The sequence below is a fragment of the Micromonospora endophytica genome, assembly GCF_003236305.1.
Classification (GTDB): Bacteria; Actinomycetota; Actinomycetes; order Mycobacteriales; family Micromonosporaceae; genus Micromonospora; species Micromonospora endophytica.
The window spans coordinates 14992-35632 of record NZ_POTX01000020.1; the positions used below are offsets into that span (position 1 = coordinate 14992).

A 20641-nucleotide genomic window follows, 5' to 3' on the forward strand; every position below is an offset into this window, starting at 1 on the left:
ATCGAGGACTCCAGAACATGGATCGTCTTCGGCCATCGCCATAGGTTCGAGCTGTGCGAGCTATCCGAATTCACCAGTACGGTGCCGCCTCGGTCATCCAGGAGGAAGACGTGTCGCGCCCGGTGCCGGGCCGCGGTGACGTACTGATCCAGGTCGCCGCGACCTCGTTCAACCCATCCGACGTCGGACTGCGCCGTGGGCTGCTGCGCTCCGTCGTCCCGCTGGATCTGCCGTACACCCTCGGCGGGGACGTCGCCGGCACGATCGTCGAAGTCGGCGACAGCGTGCACACCTTCGCCGTGGGCGACCGGGTCATCGGACGGCTCGACACGGGCGGTGCCGCGGCTGAGTACGTCACCGCCGCGGCCGACACCGTTGTCACGGCACCCACCGCTGTTTCCCTCCCGTACGCTGCCGCCATCCCCATCGCCGGTGTCACCGCCTGGCAGGCGGTGTTTGAGCACGCGGGCGTCAAGGCTGGGCAACGGGTGCTGGTCAACGGGGCGGGCGGTGGTGTCGGCGGGTTCGCGGTCCAACTCGCCAAGCACGCCGGGGCGCACGTCATCGCCACGGCCAGCCGGCGCAGTGCCGACGTGGTCCGCCAGCTCGGAGCCGACAAGATCGTCGACTACCGCGTCACGCCCCTGGGGGAGGCGCTCGACGGCCCGGTCGACGTGATCCTCAACTTCGTGGTGGTCGGCGTGCGGCAGGCCGCGACACTGATGTCGCTGGTGCGGCCAGGTGGCATCGTCGTGTCCGCCACCGTCGCGTTGCAGGCGCCGACCGGATCGGCTGTGACGGCAGTACGTTTCGTGGCCCGCAACGACACCAGCCACCTCGCCGCCCTTGTCAAGCTCGTCGACGCCGGGGCTGTTCGGCTCGACATCGCCGCGTCACGTCCGCTCGCCGACCTGGCCTCGGTGCACCGTGAGGCCGAGTCCGGTCACCTCCGGGGTAAGACGATCCTCGTTCCGTAACTGAAACGGGTGCTGGCCGGCACCCTTTCCGGGTGCCGGCCAGCAGTTCACGCGTGGTCAGTTGTTCCAGTGCTGGGTGACTAGGTCGGCGGCCTGCTGTTCCCACTGGGCGTAGTGGTCGGGGTAGGCCGAGACCTGCACGGTCTGCGCGGCCTGGGTCAGTGGCATGTCCTGCCAGCCGTCGACCTGCTTCAAACCCTTCAGGAACGCGGTGGTGGAGTACTCGGGGTCGGTGATCTGCTCCACCGTGCCCCAGCCGCTGGACGGACGCTGCTGGAACAGGCCCTGCGAGTCGTGGTCGTTGCGGTCACCCAGGTGACCCAGGTTCTCCAGCTTCGACTCCTGCAACGCGGTGGCGATGGAGACGACCGCGGCGCGCTCGTCCATGCCGGCCTTCTTCGTGGCGGCGATGATCGCCTTGACGTTGGCGGTCTGCTCGGCGTCCAGATCGATACGCGACTGCTCGCCCTGCACACCATGCGGGACCAGCCTGCTGGTGTCCGGCTTGTCGGCCTGCACCGCCGCCACCGACTTACCCGCGCCCAGCGCGGCACCATCGACCTGCGCGGCGACCGGACCGGCGAACATGCCACCGGCGAAAGCCAGACCAGCAACACCCAACACGCTCTTACGCAGCATCGTGTTCATGACAAAGCTCCATTCGGGGGTTGGCGCACACGAACCCGACACGGGGGGGTCGGATCGCACACGCAAGCACCGTCCGGCGCTCAAAGAATCAGGGGAAGTCTCTCCGGCACGCGGGCCACGGGCCTCTTCACGCCGCCGGGACCATGTGTAACGACCACCGGCCCACCATCATTCCGGGCCGCACCCGCTCACCTCGACGAGACGTCCTGCTGCGGTCGTTCAGAGATGTCCAACGCCCCCGACCCGCCCACCATTCCGCCCCCAGGATGCCGCCGGTCACCGGCCGATCCGACAGGCCAGCACAGCATCCGACAAACCTCGGAACCGCCTCCGGGGAAAACGGACAGCCGACACATCTGGGCAGACCTCACGCCCCACGGGGGTTGGCCCGCCGTGCCCGGCGGAGGGATCAAGCCTGACCGCCCGGAGCCGGGCACGGCGGGCCACACCCCTCAAGCGCGCCCAGCCACCCGAGCGGCGGTGGCGCACACAATCCGAGATCAGGCCGCTGGCCAGTCCTGCGACGCCAGACGCGGCGAGACCGCCCCCGGAGGGGCGGCCTCGAGCCAGGAGAGGAATCCGGTGACGGTGGAACGCGCCATGGCGATCTCGACCGGAGCATGTCGGCTGGTACAGCGGAGGATGATCCAGTCGGCCGGCATGGACATTCGCTCCTGCCCCTCGGGCAGTCGCCGTCGTTCCACGGTCAGCTTGTCTCGAGTCAACACCCGCTTGGGGCGTACCGCGAAACTGAACATCCGGTACCACCGGAGTTCATCGCCGACGAACCGGCCGAAACCGGGTGACCAGCCCCGACCATCCAGCATCGTGGTGGTCCGGACGCTGAGCCGGATGATGCCCCCGCTACGTGTGACAACGGCCCGCCGGATGAAGAGGAACAGAATCGCGCCGAAGACCACGGCGAAGCCGATTCCGATCCCTTCGACGATCTCCATCGGCGGGTCGGCTCAGTTGCCCTGGGCGGCGGAGGTCGGGTTCGCGCTCTCGGCCAGTACGGTGACGCCCCGGTCGCTCACCGAGAGGAAACCGCCGGCCACCTCGTACGCGACCTGCTCGCCACCGGGAAGCTTGATGCGCACCTGGCCGGGCTCGGCGAGTTGGCCGAGCAGAGGCGCGTGCCCGGGCAGCACACCCAGCTCACCCTCGGTCGTCCGGGCGGTGACCATCTCGGCCTTGCCGGACCAGACCTTTTCCTCGACGGCCACGAGCTGGACGTTAAGCTGCTCTGCCACGCTGTCTCCTTGCTGAGGCGGCGGATTGGGAGAATTCTAGTCGCGACGCTGCCCTGCTCATCATGCGGGTGCCGAGACCTGCGCCACGATCACCCCTTGTTCACCAGCTTGGGATTCTCCAGCAGGAACGGATCCAGCAGGTTGCGCTCCAGAGCCACGAAGAAGTCCTCCACCTCGGGCTCGAACCGCTCGCCCCGGTACTTCCCGTTCTCGAAGAGGCCACCACCCGGCAGCTTGATCATCTGAATGTTGCCGGGACGGATGTCCTTGAGCGCGAGACCGAAGTCGACAACGCTGTGCCCGCGACCGCTGAAGATCAGCGACTCGCCGGCGGCCCGCAGCACCCGGTCCAGCTTCACCGGGTTGGTCACCACGTCGGCGCTGAACGCCTGGCCGGCCATCGCCTTGACGAACTGCTGCTGGTGCCGCTGCCGGCCGTAGTCGCCGTCGGGCACACCGTTCTTCGGGTACCGCTGGCGGACGTAGTCAAGCGCCTGCCACCCGCTGAGGTGCTGCTTGCCCTTCTTGTAGACCGCCTGCGGCCCGATGTAGCCCTCACCGTACGGGTTGCCCTTGCGGTGCGTGCCGTCCGGCTCGCGGTGCTCGGAGCGGACCTCCCGCTCGATGTTCATCGTGACGCCGCCCATCGCGTCGACGATCTTTTTGAAGCCGGAGAAGTTGATGATCGCGCCGGCGTCGAACCGTTCGATCCCGGTGACCCGCTGCGCAGTCAGGGCGAGCAGCTCGAAGCCGCGTGCCGCGTCCGGCTTCTCCCCAGCCACCCGGCTGCCGAACGACATCGCGTCGTTCAGCTTGCTCGTGGTGCCGTTGAAGTCCGCCTTCTTGAACGGCGGGATCTCGACGTAGAGGTCACGCGGCAGCGAGAAGAGGTACGCCCGGTCGAGTTCCTCGGGCACGTGCAGCACCATGATCGCGTCGGCCAGGGGCGGGGTGTCGTCGTCGCGGGGGTCGATGCCGACCAGCAGGATGTTCAGCGGCCCCTTGATGTCGCTCTTGCGCTCGGCGGCACCGGCGGCCTGGTCGCCGAAGAGATCCGCCTTGCCGACCGCGCCTTCGTAGCGCGCCATCAGCGCCTCGGCACCAACCAGCGAGGTGCCGCTGAGCATCATCAGGATGACGCCGAAGATGGTGCAGAGCTGCGCCCAGCGCGGCACGCCCCGCCACACCGACGGTTTGCCTCCGCGCTTGCCGCGCTTACCACCCCTGCCGGGCTTACCCACGTGCGTCTCCATTCGTCGCGCCCCCCGCCATAGATACGGGCGCGCGTAGCCGAAAGGTTGAAACTCCTCGCATTCACTCGCGAAGAGCGTGGCTAGACGGTATCTCGCCAGCGGCGGGATCGCCGAGCACCGAAACTCCGGCGGGTGATGGTACGTCGCCAAGATGAACAGAAGGCCGCCCCGGGGTTACCGGGACGGCCTTCTGGTTGCTGCTGGACGAAGGATCAGCCCTTCATCAGCTCGGCGGCCTTCTTCTCCAGGTCGTCGAGCCCACCGCACATGAAGAACGCCTGCTCGGGGAAGTGGTCGTACTCCCCCTCGCTGATCTTCCGGAACGCCTCGATGGTCTCCTTGATCGGGACCGTCGAACCCGGCACACCGGTGAACTGCTCCGCCGCGTAGGTGTTCTGCGACAGGAAGCGCTCGATCCGCCGGGCCCGCTGGACCGTGATCTTGTCTTCCTCGGAGAGCTCCTCGATGCCGAGGATGGCGATGATGTCCTGAAGATCCTTGTAGCGCTGGAGGATCCGCTTGACCTCGCTGGCCACCTGGAAGTGCTCCGGGCCGACGAACTCCGGGGCCAGGATCCGCGACGAGGACGCCAGCGGGTCCACCGCCGGGTAGATGCCCTTGTCGGAGATGGACCGCTCCAGGTTGGTGGTGGCGTCCAGGTGGGCGAAGGTGGTGGCCGGAGCGGGGTCGGTGTAGTCGTCCGCCGGCACGTAGATCGCCTGCATCGAGGTGATGGCCTGGCCCTTGACGGACGTGATCCGCTCCTGGAGCTCACCCATCTCGTCGGCGAGCGTCGGCTGATAACCCACCGCGCTCGGCATCCGGCCGAGCAGGGTGGAGACCTCGGAGCCGGCCTGGGTGAAGCGGAAGATGTTGTCGATGAAGAGCAGCACCTCCTGCTTCTTCACGTCGCGGAAGTACTCCGCCATGGTCAGCGCGGAGAGCGCGACGCGCAGCCGGGTGCCCGGCGGCTCGTCCATCTGGCCGTAGACCAGCGCGGTCTTGTCGATGACGCCGGAGTCGGTCATCTCGTGGATGAGGTCGTTGCCCTCGCGGGTGCGCTCACCCACGCCGGCGAAGACCGAGGTACCACCGAAGTTCCGGGCCACCCGGGTGATCATCTCCTGGATGAGCACCGTCTTGCCCACGCCGGCACCGCCGAACAGGCCGATCTTGCCGCCCTTGACGTACGGGGCGAGCAGGTCGATGACCTTGATGCCGGTCTCCAGCATCTCGGTCTTCGGCTCCAGGTCCGCGAAGGCCGGGGCCTTGCGGTGGATGCCCCAGTGGTCGTCGGCCTGGATGGTCTCGCCCTCGGTGAGGTTGAGGCACTCGCCGATCGCGTTGAACACATGGCCCTTGACCGCGTCGCCGACCGGCACCCGGATCGGGAAACCGGTGTCGCGCACCTCGGTGCCACGGACCAGACCGTCGGTGGGCTGCATCGAGATCGCGCGGACCAGGTTGTCACCCAGGTGCTGGGCGACCTCCAGGGTCAGCGTCTTCTCGCCGCCGGAGAGGGTCACGTCCACGTGCAGGGCGTTGAACAGGTCCGGCATGGCGTCGCGCGGGAACTCGGCGTCGACGACCGGGCCGATGACCCGGACCACGCGACCCGTGGCCGTCTTGGTCTCAACTGCGGATACAGTCATCACACTTCACTTCCCGACGCGGCCAGCGCGTTAGCGCCGCCGACGATCTCACTGATCTCCTGGGTGATCCCGGCCTGGCGGGCCGAGTTCATCTCACGCGTGTACTTGTCGATCATCTCTTCGGCGTTGTCGGTGGCCGCCTTCATCGCCCGCCGACGGGCCGCCGACTCGCTCGCCGCCGACTCCAGCAACGCCGCGTAGATCCGCGTGTTGATGTACTTCGGCAGCAGCGCGTCGAGCAGCGCCTCCGGATCGGGCTCGAAGTCGTAGTCCGGCAGGGCGCCGGGTGCCGCCTCCGACCGGGGCCGCTCCTCGACCTGCAACGGACCGATGATCCGGGTGACCGGGTTCTGGGTCATCAACGACTTGAACTCGGTGTAGACGATGTGCAACTCGTCCACCCCGCGCACGCCGTCCGCCCCCGGACCGCCGTCCTCGTCGTCCGCGCCGGCGACAAACGCCTTGATCAGCGTCTCGCCGACCTCACGGGCGTCGGTGAACGACGGCTGCTCGGAGAAGCCGGTCCAGCTGGCCTCGATCGGCCGGTTACGGAAGCGGTAGAACGACACTCCCTTGCGGCCGATGACGTAGAGCACCGGCTCCTTGCCATCGGCCTGCAACCGGGCGATAAGCGACTCCGCCGTACGGATGGCGTTGGAGCTGTAACCGCCGGCCAGACCCCGGTCGGCGGTTACCAGCAGCACGCCCGCCCGCCGCACCCGCTCGCGCGGGGTGAGCATCGGGTGGTCGATCCGCGCGTTGGAGGCCAGCGCCGTGAGCACGCCGGTGATGGCTCGGGCATACGGCAGGGACGCCTCCACCCGGGCCTGGGACTTGGCGATCCGGCTCGTCGCCACGAGCTCCATCGCCTTGGTGATCTTCTTCATCCCCTTCGCCGAGCGAATGCGTTGACGAAGAACACGTACCTGCGCCGCCATGACCCGACCCTACTGCTTCTGGGCCGGGGCACCGCCGCTGTAGCGGGTGACCGTCTCGTGCTCGGACTCGCCCTCCAGCGGCTCCGCCGGCGCCTCGTTGATCGAACGCTCGTCCTCGCGGCCCAGGAAGCTCTGCTTGAACTCGGTGACGGCCGCGTCGAGGGCGGCGATGATCTCGTCGTCCCACTTGTTGTCGGCGATCGCCTGGAGCGTGGCGCTGTGCTTACGCCGCAGGTGCTCCAGGAACTGGGTCTCGAAGCGCCGCACGTCGCCGACCGGGACGTCGTCCAGCTTGCCCTCGGTGCCGGTCCAGACCGACACGACCTCGTCCTGCACCGGGTACGGCGAGTAGTTCGCCTGCTTGAGCAGCTCGACCAGGCGGTAACCGCGGTCCAGCTGCGACCGGGAGGCCTTGTCCAGGTCGGAGGCGAAGGCGGCGAACGCCTCCAGCTCGCGGAACTGGGCCAGGTTCAGCCGCAGCGACCCGGAGACCTTCTTCATCGGCTTCATCTGCGCGGCGCCACCGACCCGGGAGACCGAGGTACCGACGTTGATGGCCGGCCGGACGCCCTGGTTGAACAGGTCGGTCTCCAGGAAGATCTGGCCGTCGGTGATCGAGATGACGTTGGTCGGGATGAAGGCCGAGATGTCGTTGGCCTTCGTCTCGATGATCGGCAGGCCGGTCATCGAGCCGCCGCCCAGCTCGTCGGAGAGCTTCGCGCAGCGCTCCAGCAGCCGGGAGTGCAGGTAGAAGACGTCACCCGGGTACGCCTCACGGCCCGGCGGGCGACGCAGCAGCAGCGACACGGCGCGGTACGCCTCGGCCTGCTTGCTCAGGTCGTCGAAGACGATCAGGACGTGCTTGCCGCCGTACATCCAGTGCTGCCCGATGGACGAGCCGGTGTAGGGGGCGAGGTACTTGAAGCCCGCCGGGTCCGAGGCCGGGGAGGCGACGATGGTGGTGTACTCCATCGCGCCCGCCTCCTCCAGCTGGCCCTTGATGGAGGCGATGGTGGAGGCCTTCTGGCCGATGGCGACGTAGATGCAGCGGACCTGCTTCTTCGGGTCGCCGGAGGCCCAGTTCTCGCGCTGGTTCAGGATGGCGTCCAGGGCGACGGTGGTCTTGCCCGTCTTCCGGTCACCGATGATCAGCTGCCGCTGGCCCCGACCGATCGGGGTCATCGCGTCGATGGCCTTGATGCCGGTCTGCAGCGGCTCGAAGACGGACTGCCGGGCCATCACGTTCGGAGCCTGGAGCTCCAGCTCGCGGTAACCCTCGTCGGCGATCTCACCGAGGCCGTCGATCGGCTGGCCGAGCGCGTCGACCACGCGGCCGAGGAAGCCGTCACCGACCGGCACCGAGAGCACCCGGCCGGTGCGCTTGACCCGCTGCCCCTCCTCCAGCCCGGAGTAGTCGCCGAGAACGACGACACCGATCTCCCGGACGTCGAGGTTCAGTGCCACGCCGAGCGTGCCGTCCTCGAACTCCAGCAGCTCGTTGGTCATGGTCGAGGGCAGGCCCTCGACGTGGGCGATGCCGTCGCCGGTGTCGGCGACGGTGCCGACCTCCTCACGGGAGACGTCGGGCGAGTAGGAGGAGACGTAGCGCTCGAGTGCGCCGCGGATCTCCTCCGTCGAGATGGTCAGCTCGGCCATCCTCTGCTTCCTTAAGTATCAGGGGCCCGGGATACCTAGTACCGACCGGTCCTCGGGTCGACTGTCGTTTCCGGGCGCTTCGCGGGGTGCTGGTCAGCGCTTCGCGAGCGCGTTACGGGTCTCGTTGAGGCGGCGCAGGATCGTCCCGTCGTACAGGTCCGAACCCACCCGGACGCTCGCTCCGCCGAGGATCGTCGGGTCAACCGTAAGCTTCACGGCGACCGCCCGACCGTAGATGGCCGAGAGCTGGTCACTCAGCCGGCGCTCCTCGTCCTCGCTGAGCGGTGCCGCGACCGTCACGTACGCGACCTGCCGGTCACGCCGCTCGGCCGCCAACTCCACCAGGCGAGACAGCGCGGCGGAGAACGTCCGACCGCCGAAGCCGGCCAGGGCCGCCTCGATCAGTCGCACCGTCGCCGGCCGGGCCTTGCCCGTCAGGAGCATCCCGACCAGCTCGGCCCGCTGCGCCACCGGCGCGTTCGGGTCGGACAGGGCGTTGGAGAGCTGCGGGTCCGCGGCGACCACCTGGCCGAAGCGGAACAGCTCGTCCTCCACCTCGCTCAGCTCACCGGCGCGGTCCGCGCTGCCGAGCAGCGCCTGCACGCCGAGGCGCTCGGCACCGTCGAGCAGCTCCGACGGTGCCGACCAGCGGCCGGCGACAAGCGTGCCGAGCAGGTCGAGCGGGTCCGCGCCGACCTTGCCGGAGAGCACCGAGGTGAGCAGGCCGGCCCGATCCGCACCCTCGCGGGCCGGGTCGGAGAGCGCCCGGCGCAGCCGAACCTCCCGCCGTAGCAGGTCCGCCACGGCAAGCAGTTCGCCGCCGGTGGTGGCCACCGCCGACGGCTCGGCGCTGGAGACGTACGCCTCAAGCCGGGTGAGGGCGGCGGCGTAGGACTCCCGGCTGGCGGCCTGCATCAGCGGGCCCCCGCGCTCTCGAGGTCGGTGAGGAACCGCTCGACGGTGCCCTTGCGGCGGGCCTCGTCGGCGAGCGACTCGCCCACGATCCGGCTGGCCAGGTCGACCGCGAGGCCGCCGACCTCCGCGCGCAGCTCGCGCACGATGGTCTGGCGCTCCACGGCCAGCGACTCCCGGCCGGCGGCGATGATCCGGTCGGACTCCTCCCGGGCCTTGGCCAGGATTTCGGTACGGATCGACTCGGCGTCGGCGCGGGCATCGTCCCGGATCTGCGCCGCCTCGGTACGCACCTCGGCGAGCTGAGCCCGGTACTGCTCGAGCAGTTGGTTGGCCTCGGCCTGAGCAGCCTCAGCGCGCTTGAGGCCACCCTCGATCGCGTCGACCCGCGCCTGGTACATCGTCTCCATGCGCGGGAGCACGAACTTCATCAGGACGAAGCAGAGCAGGGCGAAGGCGATCGACCCGACGACGAGCTCCTGCCAGATCGGCACGAGCGGGTGGTGCTCCACACCTTCAGCGGCGAGATACATGTCAGACCTCCGGGTCGCGTCGGGCTAGCGTCAGACTGCGAACGCGAGCACCAGGCCGAACAGGGCGAGCGCCTCGACCAGCGCGAAGCCCAGCACCAGCCAGGTGCGGTTGTAGCCGGCGGACTCCGGCTGGCGGGCGCTGGCCTGGATGTAGGCCGCGAAGACCAGGGCGACACCGATGCCGGGGCCGATGGCGGCGAGGCCGTAACCGATGGTGTTGACGTTGCCCTCGATGGCGGCGATAACGTCCATTGCGGGTATTCCTCCTAGTAGGCACGTGACTTCTCACGCGTACGCGGTCTTACTGGAAGCTGGTCGGGCCGGGCGGCCCGCCGAAGTCTGTCGATCAGTGCCCGTCGGAGAGCGACGTGCCGATGTAGTTGGCGGTCAGGGTGACGAAGACGTAGGCCTGCAACAGCGCGACGAGCACCTCGAAGAAGGCCATCAGGATCGCCATCAGGAACGCGAAGATCGAGGTCGCCTGGATGAAGATGTTGTCCGAGGCCAGCATCACGAAGCCGCCGACGGTGAAGACCAGCAGGATCAGGTGGCCGGCGAACATGTTGGCGAAGAGTCGTACCGCCAGGGTGACCGGCCGGTTGATGAAGTTCTGCAGGAACTCAATCGGGATCAGCAGGAAATGCATCGGCCACGGCACACCGGGGATGATCAGGCTCTGCTTGAGGTAGCGGCCCAGGCCCTGCTTACGGACACCGATGTAGAGGTACATCACGTAGGTGATCGCAGCCAGCACGATCGGGAAGGCGATGTGCGAGTTCGGCGAGATCTGCAACCCGGGGGTGACGCCGAAGAGGTTGGTCAGCGCGATGAAGCAGAACAGCACAGTGAAGTAGGGCGCGAACCGGATCCCGTCCTTGCCCATCTGCTCCCGGGCGATGTTGTCCCGGACCAGGCCGTAGATCGACTCCGCGTACCACTGCCCCTTGCTGGGCACCAGCTTCGGGTTCCGGTAGGCGACCATGAAGAAGATGATCAGAATGCCGACGGCCAGCCAGATCATCAGCGTGAACTTCGTGACCCACGGACCGGCGAGATCCGGCGGGTAGAAGTCTCCGACGCTAGGGGGCCAGGGAAGGCCCTCTGCGGCGACAAGCTGTCCGCTCACCGTGTCATCCTCCGCACTCGACAGACCCGCGCGTGCCGGCACTCAGGCACTGAGCCTCTTCATGATCAGGTAGATCGCTCCGGCTGCGCCGAGCATCATGCCGACGGCGATCCCGATGCCGGTCGGAAGGCCCAGAAACTCCCCCGCCAACCAGCCGAGGAATCCCCACACCACGATGCCGGCGAGCAGGTAACCAACGACGGATCCGGCTGCACCTTCCGACGAGTGCTCGTCGGAGCTTCTGCGCTGTGGGTTGTCGGCCATGACGAGGCGAACACTATCAGTTGGAGGTTTCGCGAGTGTGCGGCACCCCCCACACTGCGAGCAGCGTGCGGGCGGCGGGTGCGGGCGCGTCAAGCCGTGCGTCAGCCTACTCCTGTCGGGCCAACGCGACAGGCCGACGAAACGCCGGGGAACCACCAGCCGTACGGTCAGTGACCCGCCGACCGGTCCACGGTGGGCACCGGAGTACGCAAAGCCCAGGTCAGATGGGCTCCCGTCCAGACAACCACGGCCGCGATGATGGCGGCGCCCAGATCGGGCAGACCGGGCCAGCCGGCGGCCGCGACGGCCGACATCACCACGCCCAGGATGACGATCTTCGTGGCGTAGGTGACCAACCCCACTGACATGATCAACCGAGGGTGCACCGCGTCGGCCCAGGCGACCGAGAAACCCGAGATCAGGTAGCTGACGACCACCAGGGCAATGCCGCCGGCCACCCCTACCGCGCCGGTCGGACCCCGCAGCGCGGCGGCGGCCGGCACCGCGATCACGGCCAGCCCGGCGCAGGCGAGCAGGGGCAGCCGAAGGTGGGGCAGGCGCGCCCGGATGGCACCGGGTTGCCCGGCGACGGGCTGCTCGGCGTACGGCCCCCAGTCGGCGCCCTTTGCGGTCTCCACAGCGCCCGAGTCTATGCGGCCGCACACTGGAGCCATGAGATGCCTGGTCACCGGCGCGACAGGGTACATCGGCGGGCGGCTGGCACCCCGCCTGCTGGCCGAGGGACACGACGTACGCTGCCTGGCCCGGCGGGCCGGACGCCTGCGGGACGTGCCCTGGGCGTCGGCGGTCGAGATCGTCGAGGGCGACCTGAGCCGGCCGGAGTCGCTGACCGGGGTCTTCGACGGCGTCGACGTGGCGTACTACCTGGTGCACTCGCTCGGGCAGGCCGGCTTCGAGGCCGCCGACCGGCAGGCCGCCACCACCTTCGCCACGGCGGCCCGGGCGGCCGGCGTACGCCGGATCGTCTACCTGGGCGGGCCGGAGCCGGCGGCCGGCGACGGCGAGGTCTCGGCGCATCTGCGGTCCCGGGGCGAGGTGGGCCGGATCCTGCTGGCCAGCGGGGTGCCGACGGTGGTGCTGCGGGCAGCGGTGATCATCGGCTCCGGCTCGGCCTCCTTCGAGATGCTGCGCTACCTCACCGAGCGGCTGCCGGTGATGGTCACCCCGCGCTGGGTACGCAACCGGATCCAGCCGATCGCGGTCCGCGACGTGCTGCGCTACCTGGTCGGCTGCGCGACGCTGCCGCCGGAGATCAACCGCGGCTTCGACATCGCCGGCCCGGACGTGCTCACCTTCGCCGACATGATGCAGCGGTACGCCCGGGTCGCCGGTCTGCACCGCCGCCTGCTGCTGCCGGTACGCCCGCTGACGCCCTCGCTCTCGTCCCACTGGGTCGGGCTGGTCACCCCGGTGCCCAACGCGCTGGCTCGGCCGCTGGTGGAGAGCCTGGTGCACGAGGCGATAGCGCACGAGCACGACATCGCGACGTACCTGCCGGACCCACCCGAGGGGCTCACCGGCTTCGACCGCGCGGTCGAACTGGCCTTGGCCACCATCCGCGACGCGGCAGTGGAGACCCGCTGGTCGACCGCGGCCGGGCCGGACGCGCCCGCCGAGCCGCTGCCCAGCGATCCCGGCTGGAGCGGCGGCAGCACCTACACCGACATCCGGGAACGGACCGTGGCAGCGGCCCCGCAGACGCTGTGGCAGGTGATCGAGGGCGTCGGTGGCGAGCACGGGTGGTACTCCTTCCCGCTCGCCTGGTCGGTGCGGGGCTGGCTGGACCGGCTGGTCGGCGGAGTGGGGCTGCGTCGCGGTCGACGCCACCCGTACCGGCTACGGGTGGGTGAGGCGCTGGACTTCTGGCGGGTCGAGGAGATCGTGCCTGGCGAACTGCTGCGGCTGCGCGCCGAGATGCGGCTGCCCGGCCGGGCCTGGCTGGAGCTGCGGGTCGAACACGACGGCGACGGCTCGGTCCGGTACCGGCAACGCGCCGTCTTCCTGCCGCACGGGCTGGCCGGGCACGCCTACTGGGCCGCGGTGGCGCCGTTCCACGCGCTGGTCTTCGGCGGCATGGCCCGCAACATCACCGCCAACGCCGAACGCATGCAAGGAGGGGCCCCCTGCTAACGCCTCGTGTATAGGAAGGGCCCCCTGTTAACACACGACAGCGCTCACTCGCCGACCCGCTGCCCGGTGGCCCGCCACGCCGTCCGTTCGCTTGGCGGTACGAAGTCGCGCACCGGTTGGTCCCGCAGCGCGAAGGCGAGGATCTCCCCCACCGACTCGACCATGGCGGTCTGCACCGCCCGGCCGACCGCGTCGGCGGGGTCGTCCGGATTGGCCGCGATCGCGGCGACCGCCAACTGCGGGGTGAAGGCCACCACGGTCTCCGTGGCGTACCGCTCGGAGCTGCCGGTCTTACCGCCCACCGGCCGGCCGAGCTGACCGCGCAGCTTGGTCGCGGTGCCGCCGGCACAGCCCTGGTACATGGACTGGTCGCCGACCGGACAGCGGGCCGCGTCGGTGCCCGCGCGGGCCACGTCGACGTCGAGCACCTGCCGGCAGTCCGGCTGCCCGGCGCTCACCCGGCGACCGGCCGCGTCGCGGATCGAGGTGATCGGCGTGGGCGCGCACCAGGTGCCCTCAGCCGCCAGGGTGGCGTACGCGCCGGCCAGGTCCAGCGGGGTGGTGGCGGCCACGCCCAGGGTGAACGGTCCCCACTCGCGGGCGCCGTGCCGGGCCAGTTGCGCGTCCTCCTCCGCCCGCAGCACGATGCCCAGCCGCTGGGCCATCTCCACCACCCGGTCCGCGCCCACCCGCTCGGTCAGCCAGGCGAAGTACGTGTTGACCGAGCGTCCGAACGCGGTCCACATGTCCTGCTGACCGGTGGTCAACGAGTTCGCGTTCTCCGGGCACCAGTAACCGCCACAGCTCGTCTCGCCGCTGATCCGGTACGAGGTGACGATCCGCCGTGGCGCGTCGAAGACGGTGTTCAACGGCATCCCGGCCTCCAGCGCGGCCAGCAGGGTGAAGAGCTTGAAGGTGGAACCGGCCTGGTACCCGACGATGGTGCCGCCACCGGCGACGAGCTGGTTGACCGTGTTCGGGTGGTTCTGCTGGCCGGGCGGGTTCGCCGCCACGCTGTAGATCCGGTTCACCGACATGGCCAGGACCCGCCCGGTGCCCGGCTGGACGACAGCGGTCGGCAGGGCGTACGGGTCCTCGACGGAGTAGATCCGGCGGACCTGTTCGGTGGTGGCCCGCTGCACCGTCGGGTCGAGCGAGCTGACCACTGTGAAGCCACCCCGGCGCAGGGTGCGCTGCCGTTCGTCGACGCTGCCACCGAACGCCGGTTGGTCGTTCCACCAGCGGGTGAACCAGTCGCAGAAGAAGCCCCAGTCGTTGTGCCCCTCGGGTACGGCGGTGCAGTCGTTCGGGGTCTCACTCGGACGCAGGTTCAGCGGCTCGGCCCTGACCCGGTTCGCCAGATCCGGCGCCACCTGGCCGGATTCGACCATCTGGTCCAGCACGTATCCGCGCCGGGCCAGCGCGCTGTCCGCGTCGCCGTTGATCGGGTCGTCGGTGTGCGGCGAGCGGACCAACCCGGCCAGCAACGCCGCCTGGGCCAGCGTCAGTTTCGCCGGGGAGGTGGAGAAGTAGCGCTTGCTCGCGGCGGCGACGCCGTACGCGCCAGCGCCGAAGTAGGCGATGTTGAGGTAACGGGCGAGAATCTGGTCCTTGCTCAGCTCCCGTTCCAGCGCCAGCGCGTACCGGATCTCCTGGAGCTTTCGTACGGTGCTGACCTCGGTGGCCGCGGCCCGCTGCGCCTCGGTCAGCCGGGGGTCCGTGCTCAGCACGTTGCGGACGTACTGCATGGTCAGCGTGGAGGCGCCCTGCCGGGTGGCACCGTCGCGGCGGTTCGCGGTGAAGGCCCGGGCGATGCCACGCAGGTCCACTCCGCTGTGTTGGTGGAAGCGGGCGTCCTCGGCGGCGATGATCGCCTGGCGCATCACCGGCGCCACCTCACGCAGCGGCACGTCCACCCGGTCCTCCTGGTAGAAGGAGGTGATCAGGGTGGTGCCGTCGTTGGCGTACAGGTTGGTCCGCTGGGCGGTCGGTGGCGTACGCAGCGTGTTGGGCAGCTCCGCGTACGGCGTGGCGAGCGCCGAGAGACCGACGCCGTACACCAGCGCCGCCGGCAGAGCCGCCACGGCCAGGGCCAGCCCGGCCAGCGTGCCGGCGAGCAGGACGGTGAACACTTTAGGCAGGAACGCCCGGGTCATCAGCTCTCCCCGCAGGAGCCGTCAGGACCCTCTCAGAATGGCGCTAATCGCCCGCGAGGCTGCCTTTTCCCCCAATCTGGAGGAAATTCACACTTCAGGGCAGGAGGGTGGCGGCCAGCGGATGCACCGTCTCCTCGATCTCGTCGGCCACCCGGGTGAAGCACTGGTCGCCCCGGCCCCACGGGTCGTCGAGGTCGTCGGTGGGCAGCGGCGTGCTGCCCTGCCGGGCCGAGTCCGCCGCCTCGACAAGCGCCACGCCACGGGCGTGGACCGCGTCCGGGGTGGGCTCGGCAGCCGGCAGGCCGACCACGTCCAGGGCAGCCAGCAACCGACCGAACTCACCCAGCACGAAGGTGCGGGACGCGGCGTCGGGGCGCAGCGCCACGACGTACTCCTGCTGGTCGGCGGTGGCGGTCAGGATCAGGTCGGCCGCGTCGATGTGCTCCGAGCGCAGCTTGCGCGCGGCGAAGTCGGAGACGTCACCGCCCCGGTTGACCAGCTGGCGGGCCGCCGGCGGGTTCATCTCCTCACCCGCGTGCCAGCCGCCGGTGCCCGCGCTGTGGCTGTGCAGCAGCTCATCAGCCCGGTTCGGGTCGATGTCGCGTCGGGTCAGTCGCTCGCGCAGGGCGAGCACGAGCAGCCGCTCCGCCATCGGCGAGCGGCAGATGTTTCCCATGCAGACGTGCAGAACGGTGAAGGGAGGCACCTACGCCACCTGACTCTCGCGCAGCTCCGGCACCACGTCGCGCAGTCTGGCCAGGCCGATCCCGCCCTCCCGGACGAGCACCGGCTCGTCGCCGGTCAGGTCGACGATCGTGCTCGGCACCGGATCCACCGCCGGACCGGCCTCCAGGTACGCCCGTACCGAGTAGGCCAGTTGACTGCGCGCCTCGTCAGCGGTGAGCGCGGCGGGCCGGCCGGTCTTGTTGGCCGAGGCGACCGCCATCGGACCGGTCTCCCGCAGCACCTCCAGCGCCACCGGATGCAGCGGCATCCGCACCGCGACCACGCCGCTGTCGTCACCGAGATCCCAACGCAGGCTGGCCGAGTGCCGGACCAGCAGGGTCAGCGCGCCCGGCCAGAACGCCTCCACCAGGTCCCGCGCCGCGGTCGGCAGGGAGTAGACCAGGCCGTCGAGGGTGTGCCGGGAGCCGATCAGCACCGGCGGCGCCGCGTGCGCCGCATCTTTGGCGTCCAGCAGAGCCTTCACCGCGTACGGGGTGAAGGCGTCCGCGCCGATCCCGTAGACCGTGTCGGTGGGCAGGACGACAAGTTCGCCGTTGCGAACCGCCTCGATGGCCGCAGCGATGCCGCGGTCCCGGTCGGCGAGGGACCGGCAGTCGTAGAGCATCACGATGAGCCAGTCTGCCACGTGCCAGCCGGTCCGGCCGGTCGGCCGTCCGCTCGCCGGGACGCGGTGACGAATCGGGGCCGGCCGGCGAGATCCCGGTGATCGGTGATCGTGACGTACCGCCCGTCCGCGCCGAGCAGGTCGGGCACCACCGCGCCGTGCGTGTCGTCGTGCTCGACGCCGATCCCGCCGCCGGGCCGCAGCAGGGTCGCCGCGCGGTGGAGCACCGGCCGGATGACGTCCAGCCCGTCCGCCCCACCGAAGACCGCCTCCGCCGGATCGTGCCCGGCCACCTCGGGTGGTACGGCCACCGACCGCGGCACGTAGGGCGGGTTGCACACCAGTACGTCCACCTGGCCGACCAGTTCGGCGAGCAGGTCCGGATCGGTGACATCCGCCTCGACCACCTCGATCGGCCGGTCTCCCGCAACGGCCCGCGCCGCCGCGTTGCGGCGCAGCCAGGACAGCGCGGCCGGGGACCGCTCGACCGCCACCACCCGGGCGGCCGGCACCTCCTGCGCCACCGACAGCGCGATCGCCCCGGACCCGCTGCACAGGTCCACCACCAGCGGCGCCGCAGCACCCTCGCCCCGGGCCACCTCGCCGACCCGAGGCCACGCCACGGCCCGATCCCGCTCGACGGCCCGATCCTGCTCGACGGCCCGGGCCTGCTCGACGGCCCAGCCGGCGAGCAGTTCGGTCTCCGGACGCGGCACGAAGACTCCCGGTCCGACGGCCAGGTCCAGGTGCCGGAAGCCGGCGCTGCCGGTCAGGTGTTGCAGCGGCTCGCGACGGCACCGGCGGCTCACCAACGCCCGGTAGCTGTCGAGTTGACTGTCGGTGAAGCCGTCGGTGAGCGCCAACCGACCCCGGGTCACCCCGAGCACGTACGCGGCCAGTATTTCGGCCTCGGCCCGCGCCGACGCGACACCGGCGACGGCCAGCTCACGGGCGGCGCGGGAGACGACGGGAGTCACGCGTTGTCGTCTCGTCCCTTCGGACGGGTGTTGCGGCTGGGAGGTCACGCAATAATCATGAGGCGTCGCGGTGCACGTGCATAAGCAGGTGCAGCCGGCGACACACCGACGGGAGGTTCCGGGTGGGCTGGCTCGACCGGGTCGATGACCAGGTTGACGCCCTGACGAAGGCGCGGGCGTTGCAGGAGGTGAGCCGCTCGGTCGAGGCGTGCACGATCCTGGAGGGGGTGCTGCGCACCACCCGGGATCCACACGCCCGCTCCGACGCGCTCGTCCAGCGCCTCTCCGCCTTGATCAACCTGGGCCGCACGGCCGAGTACACCCGGGCCATCGAGGAGGCCGCCGCGGCCGTACGCGATCTCGCCGAGCCCTACCTGCACGGACACCTCAACGCGCTGGCCGCGCTGGCCGCGCACCACCAGGGCGCGTTGGACCGCTGCGTCACCCACCTGGTCAAGGCGGCCCGCGCGCTGAACGCGGTGGACGACCCGGACCGGGACACCGCCTGGGGCTGGCACGACCTGGCCATGGCCTACTCGTACCTGAGCTTCCACGGGTACGCGCTCGGGGCGATCGAGCGCGCCCGGCAACTCGGCAGCACCGCCGGGATCCCCGAGGAGACGTTCGCCGCACCCGGCATCCGGCTGCGCAACGCCGTGGCGCTGGACCACACCGGTGACAGCGACGGCTGTCTGCGCGTACTGCGCGATGTCGGGCTGGACCTCGACCGGTTCGTCGCAGCGGGTCGCGCCGACCGGTTGCGCCCCAGCAGCCTGGCCGCGTACGGCTATGCCGCCGCCCGCCGGGCCGCCCTCGGCGACCACGACGCGGACCGCAAGTCCGACCCGACCGAACTGCTGAGTCACGGCGCGGACAGCGCGCGGGCCCGCGACATGCGCCAACTCGGCCAGGTCTGCCTGGCCATCGCCGCCGGACGGCCGATCGAGGCGGTCACCCGGCTGGAGACCGTCACGGTCTCCGCCGAGACGCTCGGCGCGGCCGAGGCGGCCCGGCTGCGCAGCATGGCGCTGGGGCGGGCCGGCGATCACGCGGCCGCGCACCGCGCCGACCGGCTGGCCTTCCGGCTGGCCGCGCAGCGGCACGACCGGCTCCGCGACGTCTACATCGACGGCATCGCGGCCCGGATCGACCACGAGGAGATGCGTCGCGAAGCGGCGCGGTTCGAGGGCGAGGCGCTCACCGACCCGTTGACCGGGCTGCCGAACCGCCGCCGACTGGAGCGTTACATCGCGGCGGTGGTGTCCCGGGGCGAGCGGGTGGTGATCGGCGTCTGCGACCTGGACGGATTCAAGGCGGTGAACACCCGGCACGGACACCACTCGGGGGACCTGGTCCTCCAGCGGGTGGCCGGAGTGATCAACAGGGTGATGCGGCGGGGTGACTTCGTGGCCCGCTACGGCGGCGACGAGTTCGTGGTGGTGCTGCCGGGGGCGGGGATGTCCGAGGCGACGGAGGTGGCCCGCCGCATCGACGCCGCCGTGCGCAGCGAGGACTGGGAGTCACTGGTGCCGGGCACCCCGGTCGGGGTCAGCATCGGCCTCTCCGAGGTGGGGGCGGGCGGTCCCGGCCAGCGCGACGCGCTCGGCGCCGCCTTCGAGGCCGCCGACCGGGAGATGCTGCGGGCGAAAGTCCGCCCGCGCAGCGCCTGAGCCCGATCAGCGCCGGGCGAGTTCGGTGTCGCCGGCCAGACGAGCGGCCCGGTCGGCCTCGCCGAGGGCGTCGAGCACGCCGTCCAGGTCCCCGGCGAGGGCCAGATCGAGGTTGTACGCCGTGTAGCCGATCCGGTGATCGGTGATCCGGTTCTGCGGGAAGTTGTACGTGCGGATGCGCTCCGAGCGGTCGACCGTACGCACCTGCGCCTTGCGCGCGTCCGAGGCGGCCGCGTCGGCCTGCTCCTGGGCGGCGGCGAGCAGCCGCGCCCGGAGGATCCGCATCGCCTGTTCCCGGTTCTGCAACTGGGACTTCTCGTTCTGGCAGGAGACCACGATGCCGGTGGGCAGGTGGGTGATCCGCACCGCCGAGTCGGTGGTGTTCACCGACTGCCCGCCCGGACCGGACGACCGGAACACGTCGATCCGCAGCTCGTTGGGGTCGATGGTGACGTCGACCTCCTCGGCCTCGGGCAGCACCAGCACACCGGCCGCGCTGGTGTGAATGCGTCCCTGCGACTCGGTGACCGGCACCCGCTGTACGCGGTGCACACCACCCTCCCACTTCAACCGGGACCAGACCCCGTTGCCGCCCTCCGGCACACCCTTGGTCTTGATCGCCAGGGACACGTCCTTGACCCCGCCGAGGTCGGACTCCTGGGCGTCGAGCACCTCGGTGAGCCAACCGCGCCGCTCGGCGTACCGGGTGTACATGCGCAGCAGGTCACCGGCGAACAGCGCCGACTCCTCACCGCCCTCACCGGCCTTGATCTCGACGATCACGTCCTTGGCGTCGTGCGGATCACGCGGGATGAGCAGCTCGGCCAGCCGTTCCTCCAGCCCCGGCAGGGAGGTCGCGATCGCCTCGGCCTCGGCGGCGAAGGACGGGTCCTCGGCGGCCAACTCCCGGGCCGCGACCAGATCCGCTCGGGCCTGCTCCAGTTCGGCGGCGGCCTTGTGCAACGGGACCAGTTCGGCGTAGCGGCGTCCCACCCGCCGGGCGGTGCCCTGGTCGGCGTGGATGGCGGGATCGGCCAACCGCTTCTCCAACTCGGCGTACTCGTCGAGAAGGCCGGCCAGGCGCTCGCTGCTCATGCGGTGGATCGCTCCTTGGGTGGCGGACG

21 protein-coding genes are annotated in these 20641 nt (G+C 70.2%); 3 read left to right on the top strand and 18 right to left on the bottom strand.

The annotated features are described in order from the left end of the window. The first annotated feature begins 53 nt into the window (after positions 1 to 53). Positions 54 to 977, top strand: coding sequence for an NADP-dependent oxidoreductase (locus C1I93_RS05075; RefSeq protein ID WP_111242046.1), 924 nt, complete (start codon positions 54 to 56; stop codon positions 975 to 977). Between the two features lie 57 nt (positions 978 to 1034). Here C1I93_RS05075 and C1I93_RS05080 read toward each other — a convergent pair whose 3' ends face one another. From C1I93_RS05080 to C1I93_RS05140, 13 genes are all read right to left on the bottom strand, one after another. Next, entirely contained in the window at positions 1035 to 1625 is a 591-nt protein-coding gene (locus C1I93_RS05080) for a hypothetical protein (RefSeq protein ID WP_111242047.1), read from the bottom strand. Positions 1626 to 2125: 500 nt separating this feature from the next. After that, positions 2126 to 2581: a DUF2550 domain-containing protein gene (locus C1I93_RS05085; protein WP_111242048.1), complete on the bottom strand. Its 456-nt coding sequence runs from the start codon at positions 2579 to 2581 to the stop codon at positions 2126 to 2128. Positions 2582 to 2593: 12 nt separating this feature from the next. Then, positions 2594 to 2878 (bottom strand): F0F1 ATP synthase subunit epsilon, encoded by a 285-nt coding sequence (locus tag C1I93_RS05090; RefSeq protein WP_111242049.1) that lies wholly within the window; start codon positions 2876 to 2878, stop codon positions 2594 to 2596. Positions 2879 to 2967: 89 nt separating this feature from the next. Continuing rightward, entirely contained in the window at positions 2968 to 4119 is a 1152-nt protein-coding gene (locus C1I93_RS05095; protein ID WP_258378262.1) for an LCP family protein, read from the bottom strand. Between the two features lie 224 nt (positions 4120 to 4343). Beyond that, a complete protein-coding gene (gene atpD / locus C1I93_RS05100) occupies positions 4344 to 5786 on the bottom strand; it encodes a F0F1 ATP synthase subunit beta (protein ID WP_420811762.1) in 1443 nt (480 codons plus the stop codon). Continuing rightward, positions 5783 to 6721: a F0F1 ATP synthase subunit gamma gene (locus C1I93_RS05105; RefSeq protein ID WP_111242052.1), complete on the bottom strand. Its 939-nt coding sequence runs from the start codon at positions 6719 to 6721 to the stop codon at positions 5783 to 5785. Before C1I93_RS05105 ends, atpD begins: the two co-directional genes overlap by 4 nt. A 9-nt stretch (positions 6722 to 6730) precedes the next feature. Further along, a complete protein-coding gene (atpA, locus tag C1I93_RS05110) occupies positions 6731 to 8377 on the bottom strand; it encodes a F0F1 ATP synthase subunit alpha (RefSeq protein ID WP_111242053.1) in 1647 nt (548 codons plus the stop codon). Positions 8378 to 8470: 93 nt separating this feature from the next. Continuing rightward, positions 8471 to 9292, bottom strand: coding sequence for a F0F1 ATP synthase subunit delta (locus tag C1I93_RS05115; RefSeq protein WP_111242054.1), 822 nt, complete (start codon positions 9290 to 9292; stop codon positions 8471 to 8473). Then, positions 9292 to 9822 (bottom strand): F0F1 ATP synthase subunit B, encoded by a 531-nt coding sequence (locus C1I93_RS05120; protein ID WP_111242055.1) that lies wholly within the window; start codon positions 9820 to 9822, stop codon positions 9292 to 9294. The genes C1I93_RS05115 and C1I93_RS05120 overlap by 1 nt, the downstream gene beginning before the upstream one ends. Before the next feature lie 30 nt (positions 9823 to 9852). Beyond that, a complete protein-coding gene (gene atpE / locus C1I93_RS05125; RefSeq protein WP_092377903.1) occupies positions 9853 to 10074 on the bottom strand; it encodes an ATP synthase F0 subunit C in 222 nt (73 codons plus the stop codon). Between the two features lie 94 nt (positions 10075 to 10168). After that, entirely contained in the window at positions 10169 to 10990 is an 822-nt protein-coding gene (gene atpB, locus C1I93_RS05130; RefSeq protein ID WP_111242056.1) for a F0F1 ATP synthase subunit A, read from the bottom strand. Further along, positions 10991 to 11212, bottom strand: a complete 222-nt coding sequence (locus C1I93_RS05135; protein WP_111242057.1) for a hypothetical protein — start codon at positions 11210 to 11212, stop codon at positions 10991 to 10993. Between the two features lie 167 nt (positions 11213 to 11379). Then, positions 11380 to 11850 carry a Cg1360 family ATP-synthase-associated protein gene (locus tag C1I93_RS05140; protein ID WP_111242058.1) on the bottom strand — a complete coding sequence of 157 codons (471 nt, stop codon included), beginning with the start codon at positions 11848 to 11850 and terminating at the stop codon, positions 11380 to 11382. A 34-nt stretch (positions 11851 to 11884) separates the two neighbouring features. Here C1I93_RS05140 and C1I93_RS05145 point away from each other — a divergent pair, with 34 nt between their 5' ends. Beyond that, a complete protein-coding gene (locus C1I93_RS05145; protein WP_111242059.1) occupies positions 11885 to 13363 on the top strand; it encodes an SDR family oxidoreductase in 1479 nt (492 codons plus the stop codon). A 44-nt stretch (positions 13364 to 13407) separates the two neighbouring features. Here the strand turns inward: C1I93_RS05145 and C1I93_RS05150 are convergent, their stop codons facing one another. The 4 genes from C1I93_RS05150 to prmC form a co-directional block, all read right to left on the bottom strand. Further along, positions 13408 to 15519, bottom strand: a complete 2112-nt coding sequence (locus C1I93_RS05150; protein ID WP_111242060.1) for a transglycosylase domain-containing protein — start codon at positions 15517 to 15519, stop codon at positions 13408 to 13410. A 94-nt stretch (positions 15520 to 15613) separates the two neighbouring features. Beyond that, positions 15614 to 16225: an arsenate reductase/protein-tyrosine-phosphatase family protein gene (locus tag C1I93_RS05155; RefSeq protein ID WP_111242061.1), complete on the bottom strand. Its 612-nt coding sequence runs from the start codon at positions 16223 to 16225 to the stop codon at positions 15614 to 15616. Then, on the bottom strand, positions 16226 to 16870 hold the full coding sequence (locus C1I93_RS05160; RefSeq protein ID WP_111242070.1) for an L-threonylcarbamoyladenylate synthase: 645 nt from the start codon (positions 16868 to 16870) through the stop codon (positions 16226 to 16228). Continuing rightward, entirely contained in the window at positions 16870 to 17847 is a 978-nt protein-coding gene (prmC, locus tag C1I93_RS05165) for a peptide chain release factor N(5)-glutamine methyltransferase (protein ID WP_420811763.1), read from the bottom strand. The genes C1I93_RS05160 and prmC overlap by 1 nt, the downstream gene beginning before the upstream one ends. Before the next feature lie 122 nt (positions 17848 to 17969). Here prmC and C1I93_RS05170 point away from each other — a divergent pair, with 122 nt between their 5' ends. Next, on the top strand, positions 17970 to 19517 hold the full coding sequence (locus C1I93_RS05170; RefSeq protein WP_111242063.1) for a GGDEF domain-containing protein: 1548 nt from the start codon (positions 17970 to 17972) through the stop codon (positions 19515 to 19517). Positions 19518 to 19523: 6 nt separating this feature from the next. Here the strand turns inward: C1I93_RS05170 and prfA are convergent, their stop codons facing one another. Then, entirely contained in the window at positions 19524 to 20612 is a 1089-nt protein-coding gene (gene prfA, locus C1I93_RS05175) for a peptide chain release factor 1 (protein WP_111242064.1), read from the bottom strand. Positions 20613 to 20641: the final 29 nt, after the last annotated feature.

Excerpts from the sequence above, each read along its gene's own strand:
- C1I93_RS05115 (WP_111242054.1), bottom strand. The coding sequence starts at position 9,292 with ATGCAGGCCGCCAGCCGGGAGTCCTACGCCGCCGCCCTCACCCGGCTT.
- atpA (WP_111242053.1), bottom strand. The coding sequence starts at position 8,377 with ATGGCCGAGCTGACCATCTCGACGGAGGAGATCCGCGGCGCACTCGAG.
- C1I93_RS05135 (WP_111242057.1), bottom strand. The coding sequence starts at position 11,212 with ATGGCCGACAACCCACAGCGCAGAAGCTCCGACGAGCACTCGTCGGAA.
- atpE (WP_092377903.1), bottom strand. The coding sequence starts at position 10,074 with ATGGACGTTATCGCCGCCATCGAGGGCAACGTCAACACCATCGGTTAC.
- C1I93_RS05150 (WP_111242060.1), bottom strand. The coding sequence starts at position 15,519 with ATGACCCGGGCGTTCCTGCCTAAAGTGTTCACCGTCCTGCTCGCCGGC.
- C1I93_RS05160 (WP_111242070.1), bottom strand. The coding sequence starts at position 16,870 with ATGCTCTACGACTGCCGGTCCCTCGCCGACCGGGACCGCGGCATCGCT.
- C1I93_RS05120 (WP_111242055.1), bottom strand. The coding sequence starts at position 9,822 with ATGTATCTCGCCGCTGAAGGTGTGGAGCACCACCCGCTCGTGCCGATC.
- C1I93_RS05085 (WP_111242048.1), bottom strand. The coding sequence starts at position 2,581 with ATGGAGATCGTCGAAGGGATCGGAATCGGCTTCGCCGTGGTCTTCGGC.
- C1I93_RS05145 (WP_111242059.1), top strand. The coding sequence starts at position 11,885 with ATGAGATGCCTGGTCACCGGCGCGACAGGGTACATCGGCGGGCGGCTG.
- C1I93_RS05105 (WP_111242052.1), bottom strand. The coding sequence starts at position 6,721 with ATGGCGGCGCAGGTACGTGTTCTTCGTCAACGCATTCGCTCGGCGAAG.
- C1I93_RS05080 (WP_111242047.1), bottom strand. The coding sequence starts at position 1,625 with ATGAACACGATGCTGCGTAAGAGCGTGTTGGGTGTTGCTGGTCTGGCT.
- prfA (WP_111242064.1), bottom strand. The coding sequence starts at position 20,612 with ATGAGCAGCGAGCGCCTGGCCGGCCTTCTCGACGAGTACGCCGAGTTG.